14 protein-coding genes are annotated in these 15,388 nt (G+C 62.2%); 8 read left to right on the top strand and 6 right to left on the bottom strand.

What is annotated here, in order from left to right; genetic code table 11:
• Positions 1-3: 3 nt before the first annotated feature.
• The 3 genes from AC1RJY_RS03520 to AC1RJY_RS03510 form a co-directional block, all read right to left on the bottom strand.
• Positions 4-1,197, bottom strand: a complete 1,194-nt coding sequence (locus AC1RJY_RS03520) for a fatty acid desaturase family protein (protein WP_498601372.1) — start codon at positions 1,195-1,197, stop codon at positions 4-6.
• 63 nt (positions 1,198-1,260) lie between these two features.
• Positions 1,261-1,974 carry a GAF and ANTAR domain-containing protein gene (locus AC1RJY_RS03515; protein WP_011774663.1) on the bottom strand — a complete coding sequence of 238 codons (714 nt, stop codon included), beginning with the start codon at positions 1,972-1,974 and terminating at the stop codon, positions 1,261-1,263.
• A 9-nt stretch (positions 1,975-1,983) separates the two neighbouring features.
• Positions 1,984-2,667, bottom strand: coding sequence for a GAF and ANTAR domain-containing protein (locus AC1RJY_RS03510; protein ID WP_011774664.1), 684 nt, complete (start codon positions 2,665-2,667; stop codon positions 1,984-1,986).
• 210 nt (positions 2,668-2,877) lie between these two features.
• Between AC1RJY_RS03510 and AC1RJY_RS03505 the strand changes: the two genes are divergently transcribed.
• The 8 genes from AC1RJY_RS03505 (at position 2,878) to AC1RJY_RS03470 (ending at position 11,890) form a co-directional block, all read left to right on the top strand.
• A complete protein-coding gene (locus tag AC1RJY_RS03505; RefSeq protein WP_498601371.1) occupies positions 2,878-3,282 on the top strand; it encodes a tautomerase family protein in 405 nt (134 codons plus the stop codon).
• A 162-nt stretch (positions 3,283-3,444) separates the two neighbouring features.
• The gene (iolC, locus tag AC1RJY_RS03500; RefSeq protein ID WP_498601369.1) at positions 3,445-4,467 is read left to right on the top strand and encodes a 5-dehydro-2-deoxygluconokinase; all 1,023 of its coding nucleotides are present in this window, start codon (positions 3,445-3,447) and stop codon (positions 4,465-4,467) included.
• Complete coding sequence (locus AC1RJY_RS03495) at positions 4,464-5,438, top strand: Cgl0159 family (beta/alpha)8-fold protein (RefSeq protein ID WP_011774667.1); 975 nt, start codon at positions 4,464-4,466, stop codon at positions 5,436-5,438. The genes iolC and AC1RJY_RS03495 overlap by 4 nt, the downstream gene beginning before the upstream one ends.
• A gap of 6 nt (positions 5,439-5,444) precedes the next feature.
• Complete coding sequence (gene iolD, locus AC1RJY_RS03490; protein WP_498601368.1) at positions 5,445-7,391, top strand: 3D-(3,5/4)-trihydroxycyclohexane-1,2-dione acylhydrolase (decyclizing); 1,947 nt, start codon at positions 5,445-5,447, stop codon at positions 7,389-7,391.
• A 45-nt stretch (positions 7,392-7,436) separates the two neighbouring features.
• Positions 7,437-8,948 carry a CoA-acylating methylmalonate-semialdehyde dehydrogenase gene (locus tag AC1RJY_RS03485; RefSeq protein WP_498601367.1) on the top strand — a complete coding sequence of 504 codons (1,512 nt, stop codon included), beginning with the start codon at positions 7,437-7,439 and terminating at the stop codon, positions 8,946-8,948.
• Positions 8,949-9,031: 83 nt separating this feature from the next.
• Positions 9,032-9,949: a sugar phosphate isomerase/epimerase family protein gene (locus tag AC1RJY_RS03480; RefSeq protein ID WP_498601365.1), complete on the top strand. Its 918-nt coding sequence runs from the start codon at positions 9,032-9,034 to the stop codon at positions 9,947-9,949.
• Positions 9,950-9,991: 42 nt separating this feature from the next.
• On the top strand, positions 9,992-11,005 hold the full coding sequence (locus AC1RJY_RS03475; RefSeq protein WP_498601363.1) for a Gfo/Idh/MocA family protein: 1,014 nt from the start codon (positions 9,992-9,994) through the stop codon (positions 11,003-11,005).
• Between the two features lie 12 nt (positions 11,006-11,017).
• Positions 11,018-11,890 (top strand): sugar phosphate isomerase/epimerase family protein, encoded by an 873-nt coding sequence (locus tag AC1RJY_RS03470; RefSeq protein ID WP_498601361.1) that lies wholly within the window; start codon positions 11,018-11,020, stop codon positions 11,888-11,890.
• Positions 11,891-11,991: 101 nt separating this feature from the next.
• Here the strand turns inward: AC1RJY_RS03470 and AC1RJY_RS03465 are convergent, their stop codons facing one another.
• From AC1RJY_RS03465 to AC1RJY_RS03455, 3 genes are all read right to left on the bottom strand, one after another.
• Complete coding sequence (locus AC1RJY_RS03465) at positions 11,992-13,014, bottom strand: Gfo/Idh/MocA family oxidoreductase (RefSeq protein ID WP_210063874.1); 1,023 nt, start codon at positions 13,012-13,014, stop codon at positions 11,992-11,994.
• Between the two features lie 112 nt (positions 13,015-13,126).
• Positions 13,127-14,146 carry a sugar phosphate isomerase/epimerase family protein gene (locus AC1RJY_RS03460; RefSeq protein WP_498601359.1) on the bottom strand — a complete coding sequence of 340 codons (1,020 nt, stop codon included), beginning with the start codon at positions 14,144-14,146 and terminating at the stop codon, positions 13,127-13,129.
• Positions 14,143-15,321: a Gfo/Idh/MocA family protein gene (locus AC1RJY_RS03455; protein WP_498601357.1), complete on the bottom strand. Its 1,179-nt coding sequence runs from the start codon at positions 15,319-15,321 to the stop codon at positions 14,143-14,145. Before AC1RJY_RS03455 ends, AC1RJY_RS03460 begins: the two co-directional genes overlap by 4 nt.
• Positions 15,322-15,388: the final 67 nt, after the last annotated feature.

Genomic DNA, 15,388 nt, shown 5'->3' with positions numbered 1-15,388 from the left:
CCCTTACGGCCGGTGTTGACCGGCGAGGGGGCAGGTGAACGGGTCTGCCGCCGCGAGGCCGACGGTGTTGAGGTAGCGGATCACGATGGAATAGGAGCGCATCAGTGAGGTCTCGGTGTAGGGGATGCCGGTGCGAACACAGTGGGCTTTGACCAGCTGGCTGGCTTCGCGAAGATGCCGGCGGGGCATGTCCGGAAATAGGTGGTGTTCAATCTGGTAGTTGAGCCCTCCCATGAGGAACGTTACGAACCCGCCACCGGTGATATTGCGGGAGGTGAGCACCTGTCGGGATAAGAAGTCGGCACGACTGTCTGCGGGCAGTATCGGCATGCCTTTGTGATTCGGCGCAAAGGTTCCGCCCATGTACAGCCCGAAGACGGCGACCTGAACCCCGATGAAGGCCACGGCGATGCCAGGGGACAACACCAGGAACAGCAGACCGATGTAGGTCCCGAAGCGCACCCCAAGCAGGCCAAGCTCGAGCCAGCGGAACTTCACGGGCCCGCGCTTCAGCAAGTACTTCAGCGAGTCGATGTGTAGCGTCCATCCGAGGAACAACAGCAGCGGGAAAAGGAGATACCCCTGCCGTTTCCCGTATGCACGTGAGAATCGTCCACGGTTGGTTGGCACCTCGTTGTGGAAGACAATGGCGCCGGGGGCGATGTCCGGATCCCGGTTGACTACATTCGGCCGGGCATGATGCCTTGAGTGTTTGTCGGTCCAGTAGGCGTAGCTCATGCCCACCATCAGTGTGGCGATTAGCCGTGCAGCCCACTCGTTGGCGGCCCGGGAGGTGAATACCTGTTGGTGTGCTGCTTCGTGGCCGAACAAAGCGAACTGCGTGAACACAATACCGAGTGCGGCAGCGACCACAAGCTGGAGCCAAGAATCGCCCACAAAGAAGAACGCCACCAAGACACCCGTGCCGGCGATGACCAGGAGTGTCAAGAGCAGGAGGTAATCTCGTCGGCACCGCTCAAGCAGTCCAGCTTCCTTGACTGACGTCAAAAGGCCTGCGTAGCTGCTGGTAACTTTGTTGATCCGGATTCCGGAACGTGCCTTTTGGGGTGGCGGCGTGAGCGTGGGCACCACTGGTGGGGGCTGGTCGATGAGCGACAAGATGTTGCCTCCTCGTATGCGCTGATCATGCGCTGCCGAGGTCTGGGGCAACAACACCAGCGTAGGCACGAAGGGCACCGCGAGTCCATAGGAAAAGGACTCTGCCAGGCAATCCCTTGCAGGCGGGCGCCCGGAAAAGCACTAGATCATCAAGGTGCGTTTGACGATGCTTTCGGCGACGTCGCGGAGATTTTGCCGGGAGGAGCGGGCGTGTGCGCGCAGCACGTTGAAGGCACTGTCCATGTCGAGGTTTTTGGTTTGCGCGATGACACCTTTGGCTTGCTCGATGAGCACTCGGGTGGTCAAGGCGCGCTGGAGCTGTTCGTTGAGGACGCCTGCTTCCCTGATGGTGCGTTCTTGGAGGAGGCTGATGGTCGCAACATCGGCCATGGCCTGGGCGATCGAGGCGTCTTCGGGTGTCAGGGCGCCGGGTTGCGAGCCGAACAGACCCATCGCGCCTATAACCCGCGTGTGGACACGCATGGGCACAGCGTGCACTGACCTGAAGCCCATGTCCAAGGCAATCTGCTGGAATGCCGGCCAGCGCTCTCCCAAAGCGCTGATGTCATCCACAGTGATAACCGAGCCGGTGTGGTAGCACTCCACGCACGGGCCGGCTCCGGCTTCGAGCTGCAGCAGTTCCACGAGTTGGCTTTGCTCGCTGGTGGAGGCAAGTAGTTGTAGGATCCCGTCGGCGTCGGAGAGCAGTAGGCCGGCTTGGGCTGCGTCGAGTAAATCAACGGCGTCCTCCACGAGGGTGTGCAATAGGTCCAGGACGTCGTAATCGGCAACGAGGGTGTCGGTAAGCTTCACGAACGTATCGCTGAGACGCTCGGCCCTGCTCTTCATGACCATCTCTGCATTTTACTGTGAATCGGTACCGGCGGCGCCCGTCGTCGGGGTGAAATCCAGCCGTCGGCTGACGACGTCTGAGGCAGTGTCCTGCAGCGAGCGTCCGCTGGCGAAGGCATGGCCGCGCAGCAACTGCAACGCTTCTGCAGCGGTGCTATCGGTCTGGACCAGCACCATACCGGTTGCCTGGTGGATTTCCCGCCGGGCCAGCGGGACGCCCGCCGAGTCGGATTCGCTGCCGGGCATCAATCCGCGCAGTAGAGTCCAGGCCGTTCGGCTGGCAAGCCGGGTGGCCCCGTTGACCTGGGCGGGGCTGAGGACGCGCGGCGCGTTGCAGTAGAGTTCTGCCACGCCTATGACCAGCCCACCGGCAAGCAACGGGAAAACAAGGAAGGCTTGCGCATTCGTCATGGCTGCAGCTTCGGCGAATGCGGGCCATGAGCGGACTCCTGGGGCACCGAGGTCAGGGATCATCACGGGCAGGTGCGTGCGGAATACATCCCACCGCGGTCCGTCCCCGAGATCGTACTGAAGCTCATCGAGCCGTGCAGCCGTAGCGTCCGAGGCACACATCAAGGTTTCGGCCGCAGAACCGCCGAAGACGGAAATGGCTGCACCATCAAGGGGAAGTTCCTGGAGGAAAGCGGCACAGAGATCGCCGTGGGTACCGTACCTCGCCGCCATCTGCTCAAACATGGTTCTTCAGAGCTCTTTTGTGATGGCTCGGCTGCACCAACGACCACCACTCGTTTGTTTTGCAAGACAGCCGCACAGTAGCTGCTTCCTCAACCATAGACCCGCGCAGTGCTGTGTACCGGTTGCCCCTGCCCGTCCGCGCGGCCGGGCGGTCTTGAGTTCCTAGGATTTGCTTTGTTAGTATGACAGGACAAACTTAGGAGAGTAGATATGCCGCTTATTCGTATCGACGTTAACCAGGGCCGCTCGCGAGAGGAGCTGGCCGCCCTTAGCCGCACGATCCACGATGCCATCCTCGCGGAGTATGGAATCCCGGAGCGGGACTACTTCCATATCCTCACCGAACACCCACAGGGTCAGATTGTCGCCCAGGATGCAGGTTTAGGTTTTGAGCGCAGTTCCGCCGTTGTCATGATCCAGATTTTCACTCAGGGTGGCCGCAGCCAAGAGGCCAAGAGCTCCCTTTTCGAAGCTATTGCAGGCCGACTCGCGGACGTGGGGATCGCGGGCGAGGACGTCTTTGTGGGCTACGTGGAGAACTCGCCAGGTGACTGGTCATTTGGTTTTGGGCGAAGCCAATATGTCACGGGAGAACTGGCCGTGCCCCGCAAGTAATTGCGCTCTGTGTCATGTTGTAAATATGTCAGTACAAACCTTTGACAGGACATTAAATCTGGTGCAAAGTAGTCATGTGGCCCCGCTCACTGAGGGGTGGCAAGGCATTGGGGCCCAGCGCTCAAAGGTTCAGAGTTCACAAGAGAAAGGTCAACGATCACCGTGACCCACGAACTGCTTACGATCGGGCGCATCAGCGTTGATATCTACCCGAATGACATCGGAGTGGACCTGGAGGACGTGACGTCCTTCGGCAAGTACCTGGGAGGTTCCCCTTCCAACGTGGCCGTCGCCGCTGCGCGCCACGGCCGCCGCACCGGTGTCATCACCCGCACCGGCGACGACGCCTTCGGGAAGTACCTGCACCGCGAACTTCACAAGTTCAACGTTGACGATTCGTTCGTTTCCCCGGTGGCTCAGTACCCCACGGCAGTGACGTTTTGCGCGATCAAGCCTGCAACGGACGAGTTCCCGCTCTACTTCTACGGCCGCTTCCCCACGGCGCCCGACCTACAGATCAAAGCCGAAGAGCTGGACCTGGAGGCCATTGGGAACGCCGGTATTTTCTGGTCCACCGTCACCGGTCTGTGCCAGGAGCCCAGCCGCAGCGCGCACATCGCTGCCCATGAAGCCCGTCCCCGGACCGGCTTGAAGCCAGGCCAGTTCACCATCCTGGACCTGGATTACCGCCCTATGTTCTGGTCGTCCGAAGAAGAAGCCCGCACCGAGGTCGCCAAGATCCTCCCGCACGTCACTGTCGCGATCGGCAACGACAAGGAATGCGCTGTTGCCGTGGGTGAGGGAACGCCCGATGAGCAGGCAGACCGCTTGCTGGCCGCCGGCGTCGAAATCGCCGTCGTGAAGCTTGGCGCTGAAGGCGTGATGGCCAAGACCCGCACGGAACGCGTGGTCTCGGCGCCTGTCCCGGTGGAAACCGTGAATGGCCTGGGCGCCGGCGACTCCTTCGGCGGCGCTTTCTGTCACGGACTGCTGTCCGGTTGGCCGTTGTCCGAAGTCCTCGACTACGCCAACGCTTCGGGAGCGATCGTCGCCTCCCGCCTTTCCTGCGCGGACGCGATGCCGACGCCGGACGAGGTCACCTCGCTGCTCGCCGAACGCGGCCGCCCCATACCCGGCGCCACCCTTGCAGCCTCCTCCACACTTGCAGAAGGAGCAGTTCGTTGAGCCTCAATGATGACCCACGCCGTTACGAGCATTTGAGTCGAATCCGGTTGGAGGACCCTGAGGCCGTCGCCCGTGCCGCGGCCACGCGCCGCCGCCACCCGGGCTTGAAACATGATGCCCAGAATTTCATTGTCGCCGCGGATCACCCGGCACGGGGCGCTTTGTCGGTGGGCACGCGGCCGATGGCGATGGCTGACCGCCGCGACCTTTTGGACCGCCTGCAGATCGCGTTGGCGAACCCTGCCGTTGATGGCATCCTGGCTTCGCCTGACATTATGGATGACCTCCTGTTGCTGGGAGCTTTGGAGGGCAAGCTCGTCTTCGGTTCAATGAACCGTGGCGGCTTGGCCGGTTTGGTCAATGAGTTCGATGACCGTTTCACCGGGCACACTGCAGCTGCGTTGGAGGCACTCGGCGCTGATGGCGGCAAGATGTTGACGCGCATCTGCCTGGGTGACCCGGACACCGTGGCCACTCTCGAAGCCACCGCCAAAGCCATTGATTCGCTGGCCGAGCGCAAGCTCATAGCCATGGTGGAACCATTCCTGTCGGTCCGTGACGCTCACGGCAAAGTCCGCAACGACCTCCGCGCTGACGCGGTGATCAAGTCCGTTGGCATCGCCGAGGGCCTTGGCTCTACCAGCGCCTACACCTGGATGAAACTGCCGGTGGTGGCTGAGATGGAACGCGTCATGGCGTCCACCACCATGCCTACCGTGCTGTTGGGTGGTGATCCTGACGGCAGTCCGGACGAGGTTTTTGCCAGCTGGCAGGCAGCCCTGGCCTTGCCCGGCGTTCGCGGCCTCACTGTCGGGCGGACCCTTTTGTACCCGCACGACGGCGATGTTGCAGGGGCCGTGGCGACGGCCGCCTCGCTGCTGAACAACAGCGGGCCCGTCCCGGCAATCGTCGAACCGGCTACCGCAGAGCGCCCATCGTCCAACCGCATCCCCGTGAAAGTATCGGAGTAAGAAACCATGGGAACAGCAACCCGTCGGATGACCGTGGCCCAAGCCGTGGTCGAGTTCCTTTCCAAGCAATACACTGTGGATTCCATCAATGGTGTGGAGTACCGTGAGCGGTTGATTCCGGGCACGTTCGGTATTTTCGGGCACGGCAATGTGGCTGGTGTGGGCCAGGCGTTGAAGCAGTACCAGGCTGCGGATCCTACGATCATGCCGTATTACCAGGGCCGCAATGAGCAGGCCCAGGTGCATCAGGCTGTGGGCTATGCACGTCATACCCGCCGCCGCCAGACCTTCGCGATCAGCACCTCGATTGGCCCGGGTTCTTCGAACCTGCTGACAGGTGCCGCTTTGGCCACCACCAACCGCCTGCCCGTCCTGCTGCTGCCGAGTGACACGTTCGCCACACGCGCGGCGGACCCTGTACTCCAGCAGCTGGAACTCCCGTACGCCTACGACATCACGGTCAACGATGCTTTCCGTCCTCTGTCCAAGTTCTTCGACCGGGTTTCGCGTCCGGAGCAGTTGTTCTCCGCGTTCCACCACGGGCTTCGTGTCTTGACGGACCCGGCTGAGACCGGCGCGGTGACCATTTCGCTGCCGCAGGATGTCCAGGCTGAGGCCTTCGATGTCCCGGAAGAGTTCCTGGCCGAGCGTGAATGGCGGATCCGCCGTCCCGAGGCCGAGGATGACGACATCCGCCGCGCCGTGGAGGCTATCCGTGCCGCGAAGCGCCCGCTGATCATTGCCGGCGGCGGCGTCCTATACGCCTACGCCAACGACGAACTTGCCACGTTCGCTGAGCTGACGGGCATTCCGGTTGGCAACACACAGGCCGGCGTGGGCGTCCTGCCGTGGGACCACAAGCACTCCCTCGGTGCCATCGGTTCAACCGGCACGACGGCGGCTAATTCCATTGCTGCCGAAGCGGACCTCATCATCGGGATCGGTACGCGGTACGAGGACTTCACCACCGCGTCCCGTACGGCGTTCCAGAACCCGGACGTGAAGTTCGTGAACATCAACGTCGCCCCGATCGACGCGTACAAGCACGGAACCACGTTGCCGATCGTCGCTGACGCCCGCAAGGCCCTGGTAAAGCTGAACCAGGCCTTGGGTGGTTACCGGGTGGGTGCCGACCTGGAAGAGAAGGTCGCAGCAGAGAAGAAGCGCTGGAACACCATCGTGGACGAGGCCTTCGAGACCCGCTTCACGCCGTTGCCGGCCCAGAACGAGATCATCGGAGCCACCAACAAGGCAATGGATGACCAGGACGTCGTCATCTGCGCCGCCGGTTCGCTGCCCGGCGACCTGCACAAGATGTGGCGCGTACGCGACCCCTTCGGCTACCACGTGGAGTACGCGTACTCCTGCATGGGCTACGAAATCCCCGGAGGCTTGGGCGTCAAGCGTGCAGCGCTGGCCGAAGCCGCAGCAGGCGGACCGGATCGGGACGTAGTTGTCATGGTGGGGGACGGCTCCTACCTGATGATGCACACCGAACTGGTCACCGCCGTCGCCGAACGCATCAAGCTGATCGTGGTCCTCATCCAGAACCACGGCTATGCCTCCATCGGCTCGCTCTCCGAGTCCCTCGGTTCCCAGCGCTTCGGCACGCAGTACCGCGTCCTAAACAAGGAACAGCACAGCTTCGACGCCGGCGAGAACCTTCCCATCGACCTCGCCACCAACGCAGAATCCTTGGGCGCGAAGGTCATCCGGATCGAACCTGGCGAGAACGTCATTGATTCACTGGGCGCCGCCATCAAGGAAGCCAAGGCCGCCCCGGAAACCGGACCGATCGTCATCCACGTCGAATCCGATCCGCTGCTGGACGCCCCGAGCTCCGAGTCCTGGTGGGACGTTCCCGTCTCACAGGTCTCAGACCTCGAATCCACCCAGCAGGCCTACAAGACGTACACCGACCACAAGAACCGCCAGCGCAAGCTGCTCGGCTAGTCACAGCCCCGCCCTAAAAGCCACAGACTAAAAGGAAGTCCGCACATGTCGACGACGACCACACTGACCACCATTCACCACTTCATCAACGGCGCCGAGACCACAGGCGAAGGGGACCGCACCCAGCCCGTGTACAACCCGGCCACCGGTCAGGTTGCGGCTGAGCTGCGCCTGGCCAACGAGGCTGACCTGAACACCACCGTTTCCGCGGCCCGCAAGGCGGCGGATTCGTGGGGTGACATTTCCCTGGCCAAGCGCTCTGCGGTGTTGTTCAAGTTCCGTGAGCTCGTCGCCGCTCACGTGGACGAACTGGCTGAGTTGATTACCGCCGAGCACGGCAAGGTCCTTTCCGATGCGAAGGGTGAGATCGGCCGTGGCCTGGAGGTCATCGAGTTCGCTTGTGGCATTCCGCAGCTGCTCAAGGGCGACTACTCGGACCAGGTCTCCACCGGCATCGATGTTTTCTCCTTCCGCGAACCCTTGGGCGTTGTTGCGGGCATCACCCCGTTCAACTTCCCGGTCATGGTGCCGTTGTGGATGGCTCCGATGGCCATTGCCACCGGCAACGCGTTCATCCTCAAGCCCTCCGAACGTGACCCCTCCGCCCCGATGCTCCTGGCAAAGCTCTGGAAGCAGGCCGGCCTGCCCGACGGCGTGTTCCAGGTCCTCCACGGCGGCAAGGAAACCGTTGACGGCCTGCTGACCCACCCGGACGTGGACGGCATCTCCTTCGTCGGCTCCACCCCGATCGCCCAGTACGTCCACGAGACCGCCACCAAGCACGGCAAGCGCGTCCAGGCCCTGGGCGGTGCGAAGAACCACGCCATCGTGATGCCCGACGCCGACCTCGACAACGCCGCCGACCACCTCGCAGCTGCCGCGTTCGGCTCAGCGGGGGAGCGCTGCATGGCCATCTCCGTCGCCGTGGCGGTCGGAGATGCCGCTGACCTGATCGTGAAGAAGGTCGAAGAACGCGCCCTGGCCATCAAGGTCAAGAACGGCACCGAACCCGACGCCGACATGGGTCCGGTCATCACCCCGGCTTCCAAGGAACGCATCGTCAAAATCGTCACCGAGGCCGAAACCGCCGGCGCAGCAATGGTCGTTGACGGCCGCGACCTGGTGGTCCCCGGCCACGAAGAGGGCTTCTGGGTTGGCCCCACCGTGATCGACCACGTCAGCACCGAAATGACCGCCTACACCGAGGAAATCTTCGGACCTGTCCTGGTAGTGGTCCGCGTCGAAGACCTCGAGGCCGGCATAAAGCTGATCAACTCCAACCCCTACGGCAACGGCACCGCGATCTTCACCTCCTCCGGTGCGAACGCACGGAAGTTCCAGCGCTCGGTGACCGTGGGCATGGTGGGCATCAACGTCCCCCTTCCCGTCCCGGTGGCCTACCACTCCTTCGGCGGGTGGAAGAACTCCCTCTTCGGCGACAAGCACATCTACGGCCCCGAAGGCGTCTCCTTCTACACCCGCGGCAAGGTCATCACCTCCCGCTGGCCCGAACCCACCCACGCCTCCGGCGCCTCCTACAACTTCCCCTCCAACTAGAATCCCCACCGCCGCCCTCGCCTCGCAAGCTCGGCCAGGTAACCCTGGCGGCGTGGGCCCTGCTAGAGAAAGACACCGTTGTCATGACTGACGTCGAGAACAAGCTCATCATTGGTACCGCCCCGGACTCCTGGGGTGTGTGGTTCGCCGATGACCCCCAGCAAACTCCGTGGGAGCGTTTCCTGGATGAAGTTGCAGAGTCCGGCTACAAATGGATTGAACTGGGTCCGTACGGCTACCTGCCGAACGATCCCGCGCGGTTGGCCGAGGAACTCAAGCAGCGCGACTTGAAGGTTACAGCCGGAACGGTCTTCACGGCCTTCCACCGGGGCGCCGAGCAGTACGACGAAGCCTGGGAGCCCGCCCGTAAAGTTGCCGAACTGACCGCGGCCATGGGCGGTGAACACATCGTGGTCATCCCCGCGATGTGGCGCGATGATGTCACCGGTGAGGCAGTGGAGAACGGTGAACTTTCCGACGAACAGTGGGCAGACCTCTTCGCCGGCCACAACCGCATGGGCAAGGTGCTCCTCGAAGACTTCGGTTTGCACCAGCAGTTCCACTCACACGCGGACTCCCATGTTGGTGCACAGAGGGACATCGAAACCCTGCTGGCTGCAACGGATCCGCAGTACATGAACCTCTGCCTGGATACGGGGCACGCTGAATACTGCGGGGCGTCCAGCCTGGAACTCATCAAAAACTACCCGGACCGCATTGGCTACTTGCACCTCAAACAGATCAACCCGGACATCCTTGCCGAGGTCAATGAGAAGAACATGACCTGGGCAGCTGCCAACCTGGCCGGCGTCATGACCGAACCGCCGAACGGCCTTCCGGACCTGCGCGCGGTCATCGAAGCCGTAGAGGGACTCAACAGGCCCATCTACGGCATCGTGGAACAGGACATGTACCCGGTAGCGTTCGATGTTCCGATGCCCATCGCCAAGCGGACCCGCAATTACCTGCTTTCCTGCGGATCCCGCACCCGGATTCAGTAACGCCGTCCACTAGCAAACCAACTTTCACGAAGGACAGATACAGTGACAAAGACTCTCCGCGTTGCCGTCATCGGCGCAGGCCGCATGGGTGCGGACCACATCAAGCGCCTCAGCACGCGCATCCACGGCGCTGAAGTAGCCGCCGTCGTCGACGTTGACCTGGCCCGCGCGCAAGCCGCAATTGAAGGCATCGACGGTGCCGTTGCGCTTGCCAGTGCCGACGAAGCGCTCAACAACGGCGACGTGAATGCCGTCTTGATCGCAACCCCGGGCTTCCTCCATGAGGAAATCCTGTACAAGGCACTGGAGAAGGACTTCCCGATTCTTTGCGAGAAGCCGCTGACGCCGGACGCCGGGAGTGCTTGGAAGGTTGTCCAGGCTGAGCAGGCGCTGGGCCATAAGCGCATCCAGGTGGGCTTCATGCGCCGCTTCGATGCCGAGTACTCGGCGTTGGGTGCGATTATCCGCAACAGCGAATTGGGGGAGCTGTTGATGTTGCACCACCAGCACCGCAACCCGAGCACGCCTGAGGGCTTCACCAACGAGATGCTGATCAACGACTCCGTAGTCCACGAATTCGACGCGATCCGTTACTTCACCGGTGAAGAAATCACCTCCGTGCAGGTCCGGTTGGGCAAGCCCACCCGCAGTGCGCCCAGCGGCCAGCATGACCCCCAGCACGTGCTGCTGGAAACCGAGTCCGGTGTGTTGGCCGACGTCGAAATCTACGTCAACGCCAAGTTCGGCTACCAGGTGGCCACGCAAGCGTCTTTCGAAGAGGGCATTGTGAGCATCGGGAGTGACAACGGCCCGTACGTCCAGACCGCGGGCAAGTGGGGCGGCAACGTCACCCCCGGTTTTGAAGAGCGTTTCGGAGCGGCATACGACGTCGAGGTGCAGGCTTGGGTGGACGCCGCCCTTCGCGGCGAAATCGGCGGTCCAACCGCTTGGGACGGTTACGCCACCGCAGCCTGCTGCGAGGCCGGGGTCGAGGCCCAGAAGTCGGGCGAGAAGGTCAAGGTCCAGCTGAACACCAAGCCGGATCTCTACAAGTAGGGGATAGCCGCCATGAAAATTGCACTGGATCCCACACCGTTCCACCACAGCCACACCCTGTTGGAGTTTCCCCGCGTTGCTGCAGATCTTGGCTACAAGTACCTGCAGATGACCCCGCATGCGGACCTCATCCCGTTCTTCAACCACCCCAAGGCCGATGACGAACTCGTGGGCAAACTTAAGGCAGCCTGCAAGGACGCCGGCGTCGAAATCGCCTCGGTCCTACCCGTCCTGCGCTGGTCGGGTCCGGACGAGGACGCCCGCGAGGCCGCAGTCCGGTATTGGAAGCGAGCCATCCAGATTGCCGTGGATCTCGGCGTCCAGACGATGAACACAGAGTTTAGCGGCCGTCCGGAGAAAGCCGAGAAGTCCGAGCGCGCGTTCTACCGCTCCATGGAGGAGCTGCTCCCGATCATCGAACGCGAGGGTCTGGACGTCCTGATTGATCCGCACCCGGACGACTTCGTGGAGGATGGCCTGGCCGCACTCCGCGTTATCAGGGGCGTCAACTCACCGAACATCGGCATGGTCTACGTCGCTTCACACAGCTTCCACATGGGCAACAAGCCGTTGGACATCATGCGGGCGGCGGGGGACAAGCTTCGTCTGGTGCACGTCTCGGACACCATGAACCACCACGCCTCCCACGGCCTCCGCTACATCACCAACCCTCCCGGCAACGCCGTCCGCGTTCACCAGCACCTGAAGATCGGCGACGGCGACGTGAACTGGGACGAGTTCTTTGGGGGCTTGAAGGAGATCGGCTTCCTGGACAAGGAGAACACCGTGATGGTCTCTTCGGTTTTCGCCGAGGACGAGAACGCGGAAGACGTCTCCCGCTACCAGCTCAAGACGATGGTGGACTACGTCGCCCGCACAAAGTAAGGGCCGGTAGCAACCCCTCCTCTACTCCCGCGGTCACCACAAAGAAAACGCCCGACGCCGGCAGGCATCGGGCGTTTTCTGCGCCATGGAGCAGTGAAACTTCAGAGTGCGATCACAACATTTTCCAGCGCGCTGCGGCGTGCCGCGTCCAGGACTTCCAACGTACGGATGCCTTCGGACGCCGGCACAGGTTCAGGGCCGTCGCCGCGGACGGCCCGCGCGAACTCGGTGTAAAAGCCGGTGTAGTTTCCTTGCTCCGACGGAACGGTCCCGCGGCGGTCTTTGAGGGACAACGTACCCCAATGTTCGGCTGCATCGATTCCCCAGGTTTCGGGCTCGGATATCGGTCGGCGTCCCGCCAGGAGGGCGTCCGCCTGGACGTCCGAACCTGACGCGACGTAGCTTCCCCGGCTGCCATAAGCACGTAGTTCCCTGGTGGTGGAGTGGTTGAGTTTGCTGGCGGATACTGTGGAGACCGCACCGGAAGTGTGGGTCATGGTGACGAAGAAACCGCAATCCGTACGCTCTCCAAACCGGTCCGTCCAATCGAGGGTGGCGTGGACGTGGCTCACCGGACCAAGGAGCCACAACATCTGGTCAACAAGGTGGCTGCCGAGGTCACGCAGCAACCCTCCGGCCGCACCGAGCTCCAAGCTGTCGGCGTTGTCCTGGTCCATGATCGAGTGAACCCGCCATATCTCGCCCAGCTCTCCTGATTCCAGGACCTTTGCGAGTGTCAGGATGTCTGCATCACGGCGACGATTGTGGAAAACGTTCAGGGTCACTCCTGCTCGCTCCGCAGCCTCCGCCAGCGAACGCGCCGACTCTGCGGTAGGGGCGAAGGGCTTGTCGGCCACAACATGGACGCCGGAGTTGATGGCTTCCATGACCAAGTCGTGCCGGGTGTGCGGCGGGGTGGTGATGGTGACGGCATCCACTCCGGCTGCGAACAATTCGCTGAGGCTCGCGTAGGTGGGCAGCCCCGGGAAGTCCGACTCCACTGAGGCTTTTGTTGCGTCCGAGCGGGCTACAATCCCCACCAGTTCGATGTCTTCAGCTGCTTCAATGAACGGTGCATGGAAGTACTTCCCGCCTGCTCCGTATCCAACTATGCCAAGACGCATTTTCTATCCTTTTCCATTTGTGATCCGGGAGGTAAAAAGATGGGGACGGCGCATGAGCGCCGTCCCCATCCAGGCCCGGCGGTTAACCCCTGGGGTTCCGGGCAATGAAGTCTCAGGCCGTTGGGTTCAAGGAGGCCGAGAGTGCTGCGTCGGCGTCGAGCAGGACCTTCGCGGCTACCTGGAGGCCTTCGATGCGGCCCAAGGAGACGTCTTCGTGTTCGATGTTGACCAGCATGTCCGGGTCCACTTCATGCAGCGCGCGAAGGAACTCTGTCCAGAACGCGGTGTCGTGTCCACGGCCGAGGGCCACAAAGTCCCACGCGGAGTTCTTGGGCCATTCGTTGGCCCACTCGTCCCCGCCAAGGTTTGTCCGGTTCTCATCCGGCGAGAGCCGGCGGAAGCTGTTGTCCAGCACTCCGTAGAGAGCCGCGTTCTCTGTGTTCACACGGACATCCTTGGCGGCGGCCTGTAATACCAGGGGACCGAGTTCCCGGACGACGGCAACCGGATCCATCTGCTGCCAGAAGAGGTGCGAGGCATCCAGTTCCACGCCAACATGCGTGGCGCCGGTGAGCTCGATGAACTTGTGGACATCAGCGGTATTGAACACGATGTTCTGCGGGTGGAGTTCAAGGGCAACCTTGACGTCGTGATCGGCAGCGAGGCGATCGGTTTCCTTCCAGAAGTCCGCAGCGACGCCCCATTGGTAGTCCAGCACGTCCAGTGCCGCTGAGTTCCAGGCGTTGACTACCCAGTTGACAGTGGTGGCCCCTGGTTCGCCCCCGGGCAGGCCTGACATGGTGACTACCCGGTTCTGTCCCAGTCGATGTGCCAGCCGGATGGAGCGCCGGATGTCTTCAGCATGCTTTTCGCCGATTTCACGTTTCGGGTGCAGGGGATTGCCATTGCAGTTCAGGCCAGCGATGGAAACGCCGGTCCCTTCGAAGAGCCCCAGGAAATCGTCGCGGGCAGCGTCGCTTTCCAGGACTTGGTCCATGGTGGGTACGTGGACGGCGGGGAGGAATCCACCGGTATTGATCTCTATGCCGGTCAGTCCAAGGTCCGCAATGACCTGAAGGGCATCGGGGAGCGGGCGGTCGTGCAGGATTGCGTTGTAGACACCGAGTTTCATAGCGTGATTTTCTTTCCGTTACTAAGGGCCGACTCGGTGACGGCACTGAGCAGTTCCATATTGCGCACACCGTCGTCGAAGGTGGCGCAGCGCGGCAGTGACGTACTCTCGCTGAGGCCTGAAACTTCCTCGAGGAACGCCCGGGCCTGGTAACCGAAGGCGTCGTTCTGGCCGAAGCCGACCTCGGGAGCGTCCATGGCAAGGCCCCCGGAAATGTACGGGTGGCCCGGGCCGAGGATGACCTGACGGTAGCCGTTCTCGTTGCCTGAACCATCATTGAGGAACAACTGGATTTCCGAGGGACGGCGCTGGTCGAACTTGGCCGCACCCTTTTCGCAGAAGACCTCGAACTGGAGGCTGTTGGCATGTCCTGCCGCGACGCGTGACACCTCGAAGCTGCCGGCACCGTTTACGAACTCCGCGTTGAATGCAGCGTAGTCGTCGTTCTCGACGACTTCGAAAGTGTCGCTGACGGCCACGTGGTCGTGGCCCATGACGGCGCTGAGCGGCAACGGTCGTTTGTCGATCGCAGTGGTGAGTCGCCCACCGCTGATTGAGGTGATGTCACCGCAGAGGAATTCGGAGACGTACGTCAGGTGGCTTCCGACGTCGGCCAGCGCACCTGAGCCGGGGCCGCCCTTGTAGCGCCAGCTCATCGGAGCTTCGGGGCTGAAGCCGTAGTCGGTCCAGTAACGGCCGCTGAAGTGCAGGACATTTCCCAGGGTGCCGTTCTGGATGAGCTCCCGGATGTAGGCAATGCCCGGGGTTCGGCGGAAGGTGAAGCCGATGCGCGCGATAGAGCTTGCGTTACGGGCAGCTTCGGCCATGGAACGGGCGTCTTCCAGCGAATCGCTCAACGGTTTCTCGCACAACACGTGCTTGCCGGCGGACAGTAAGCCTTCCACCACCTCGCGGTGCAGGGAGTTTGCGATGACCACGCTCACAACATCAATATCATCCGCTTCTGCGATGGCCTGCCATGAGGTGTCATTTCGCTCGTACCCAAAGCGGCGGGCTGCCAGCGAGCCGAATTCGGCGTTCACGTCACCAATGGAGACCAGCCGGATCTGCGGGAGCACCGGGCTGTAGAGGGTAGACGCTGCCCGGTAGGCCGCTGCATGGGCTTTTCCGGCCATACCTGCGCCGATGACCGCGACGCCAAGGCTTTCAGCCATGATTTCTCCTTTGAAATACTGCCGCGGCGGGGACACTCGACGGCATTTTGTAGCGCTACAATTTTGT

The organism is Arthrobacter sp. GW822-FHT05G07 (assembly GCF_058799755.1).
This window is presented reverse-complemented; position numbering and strand designations above follow the sequence as displayed.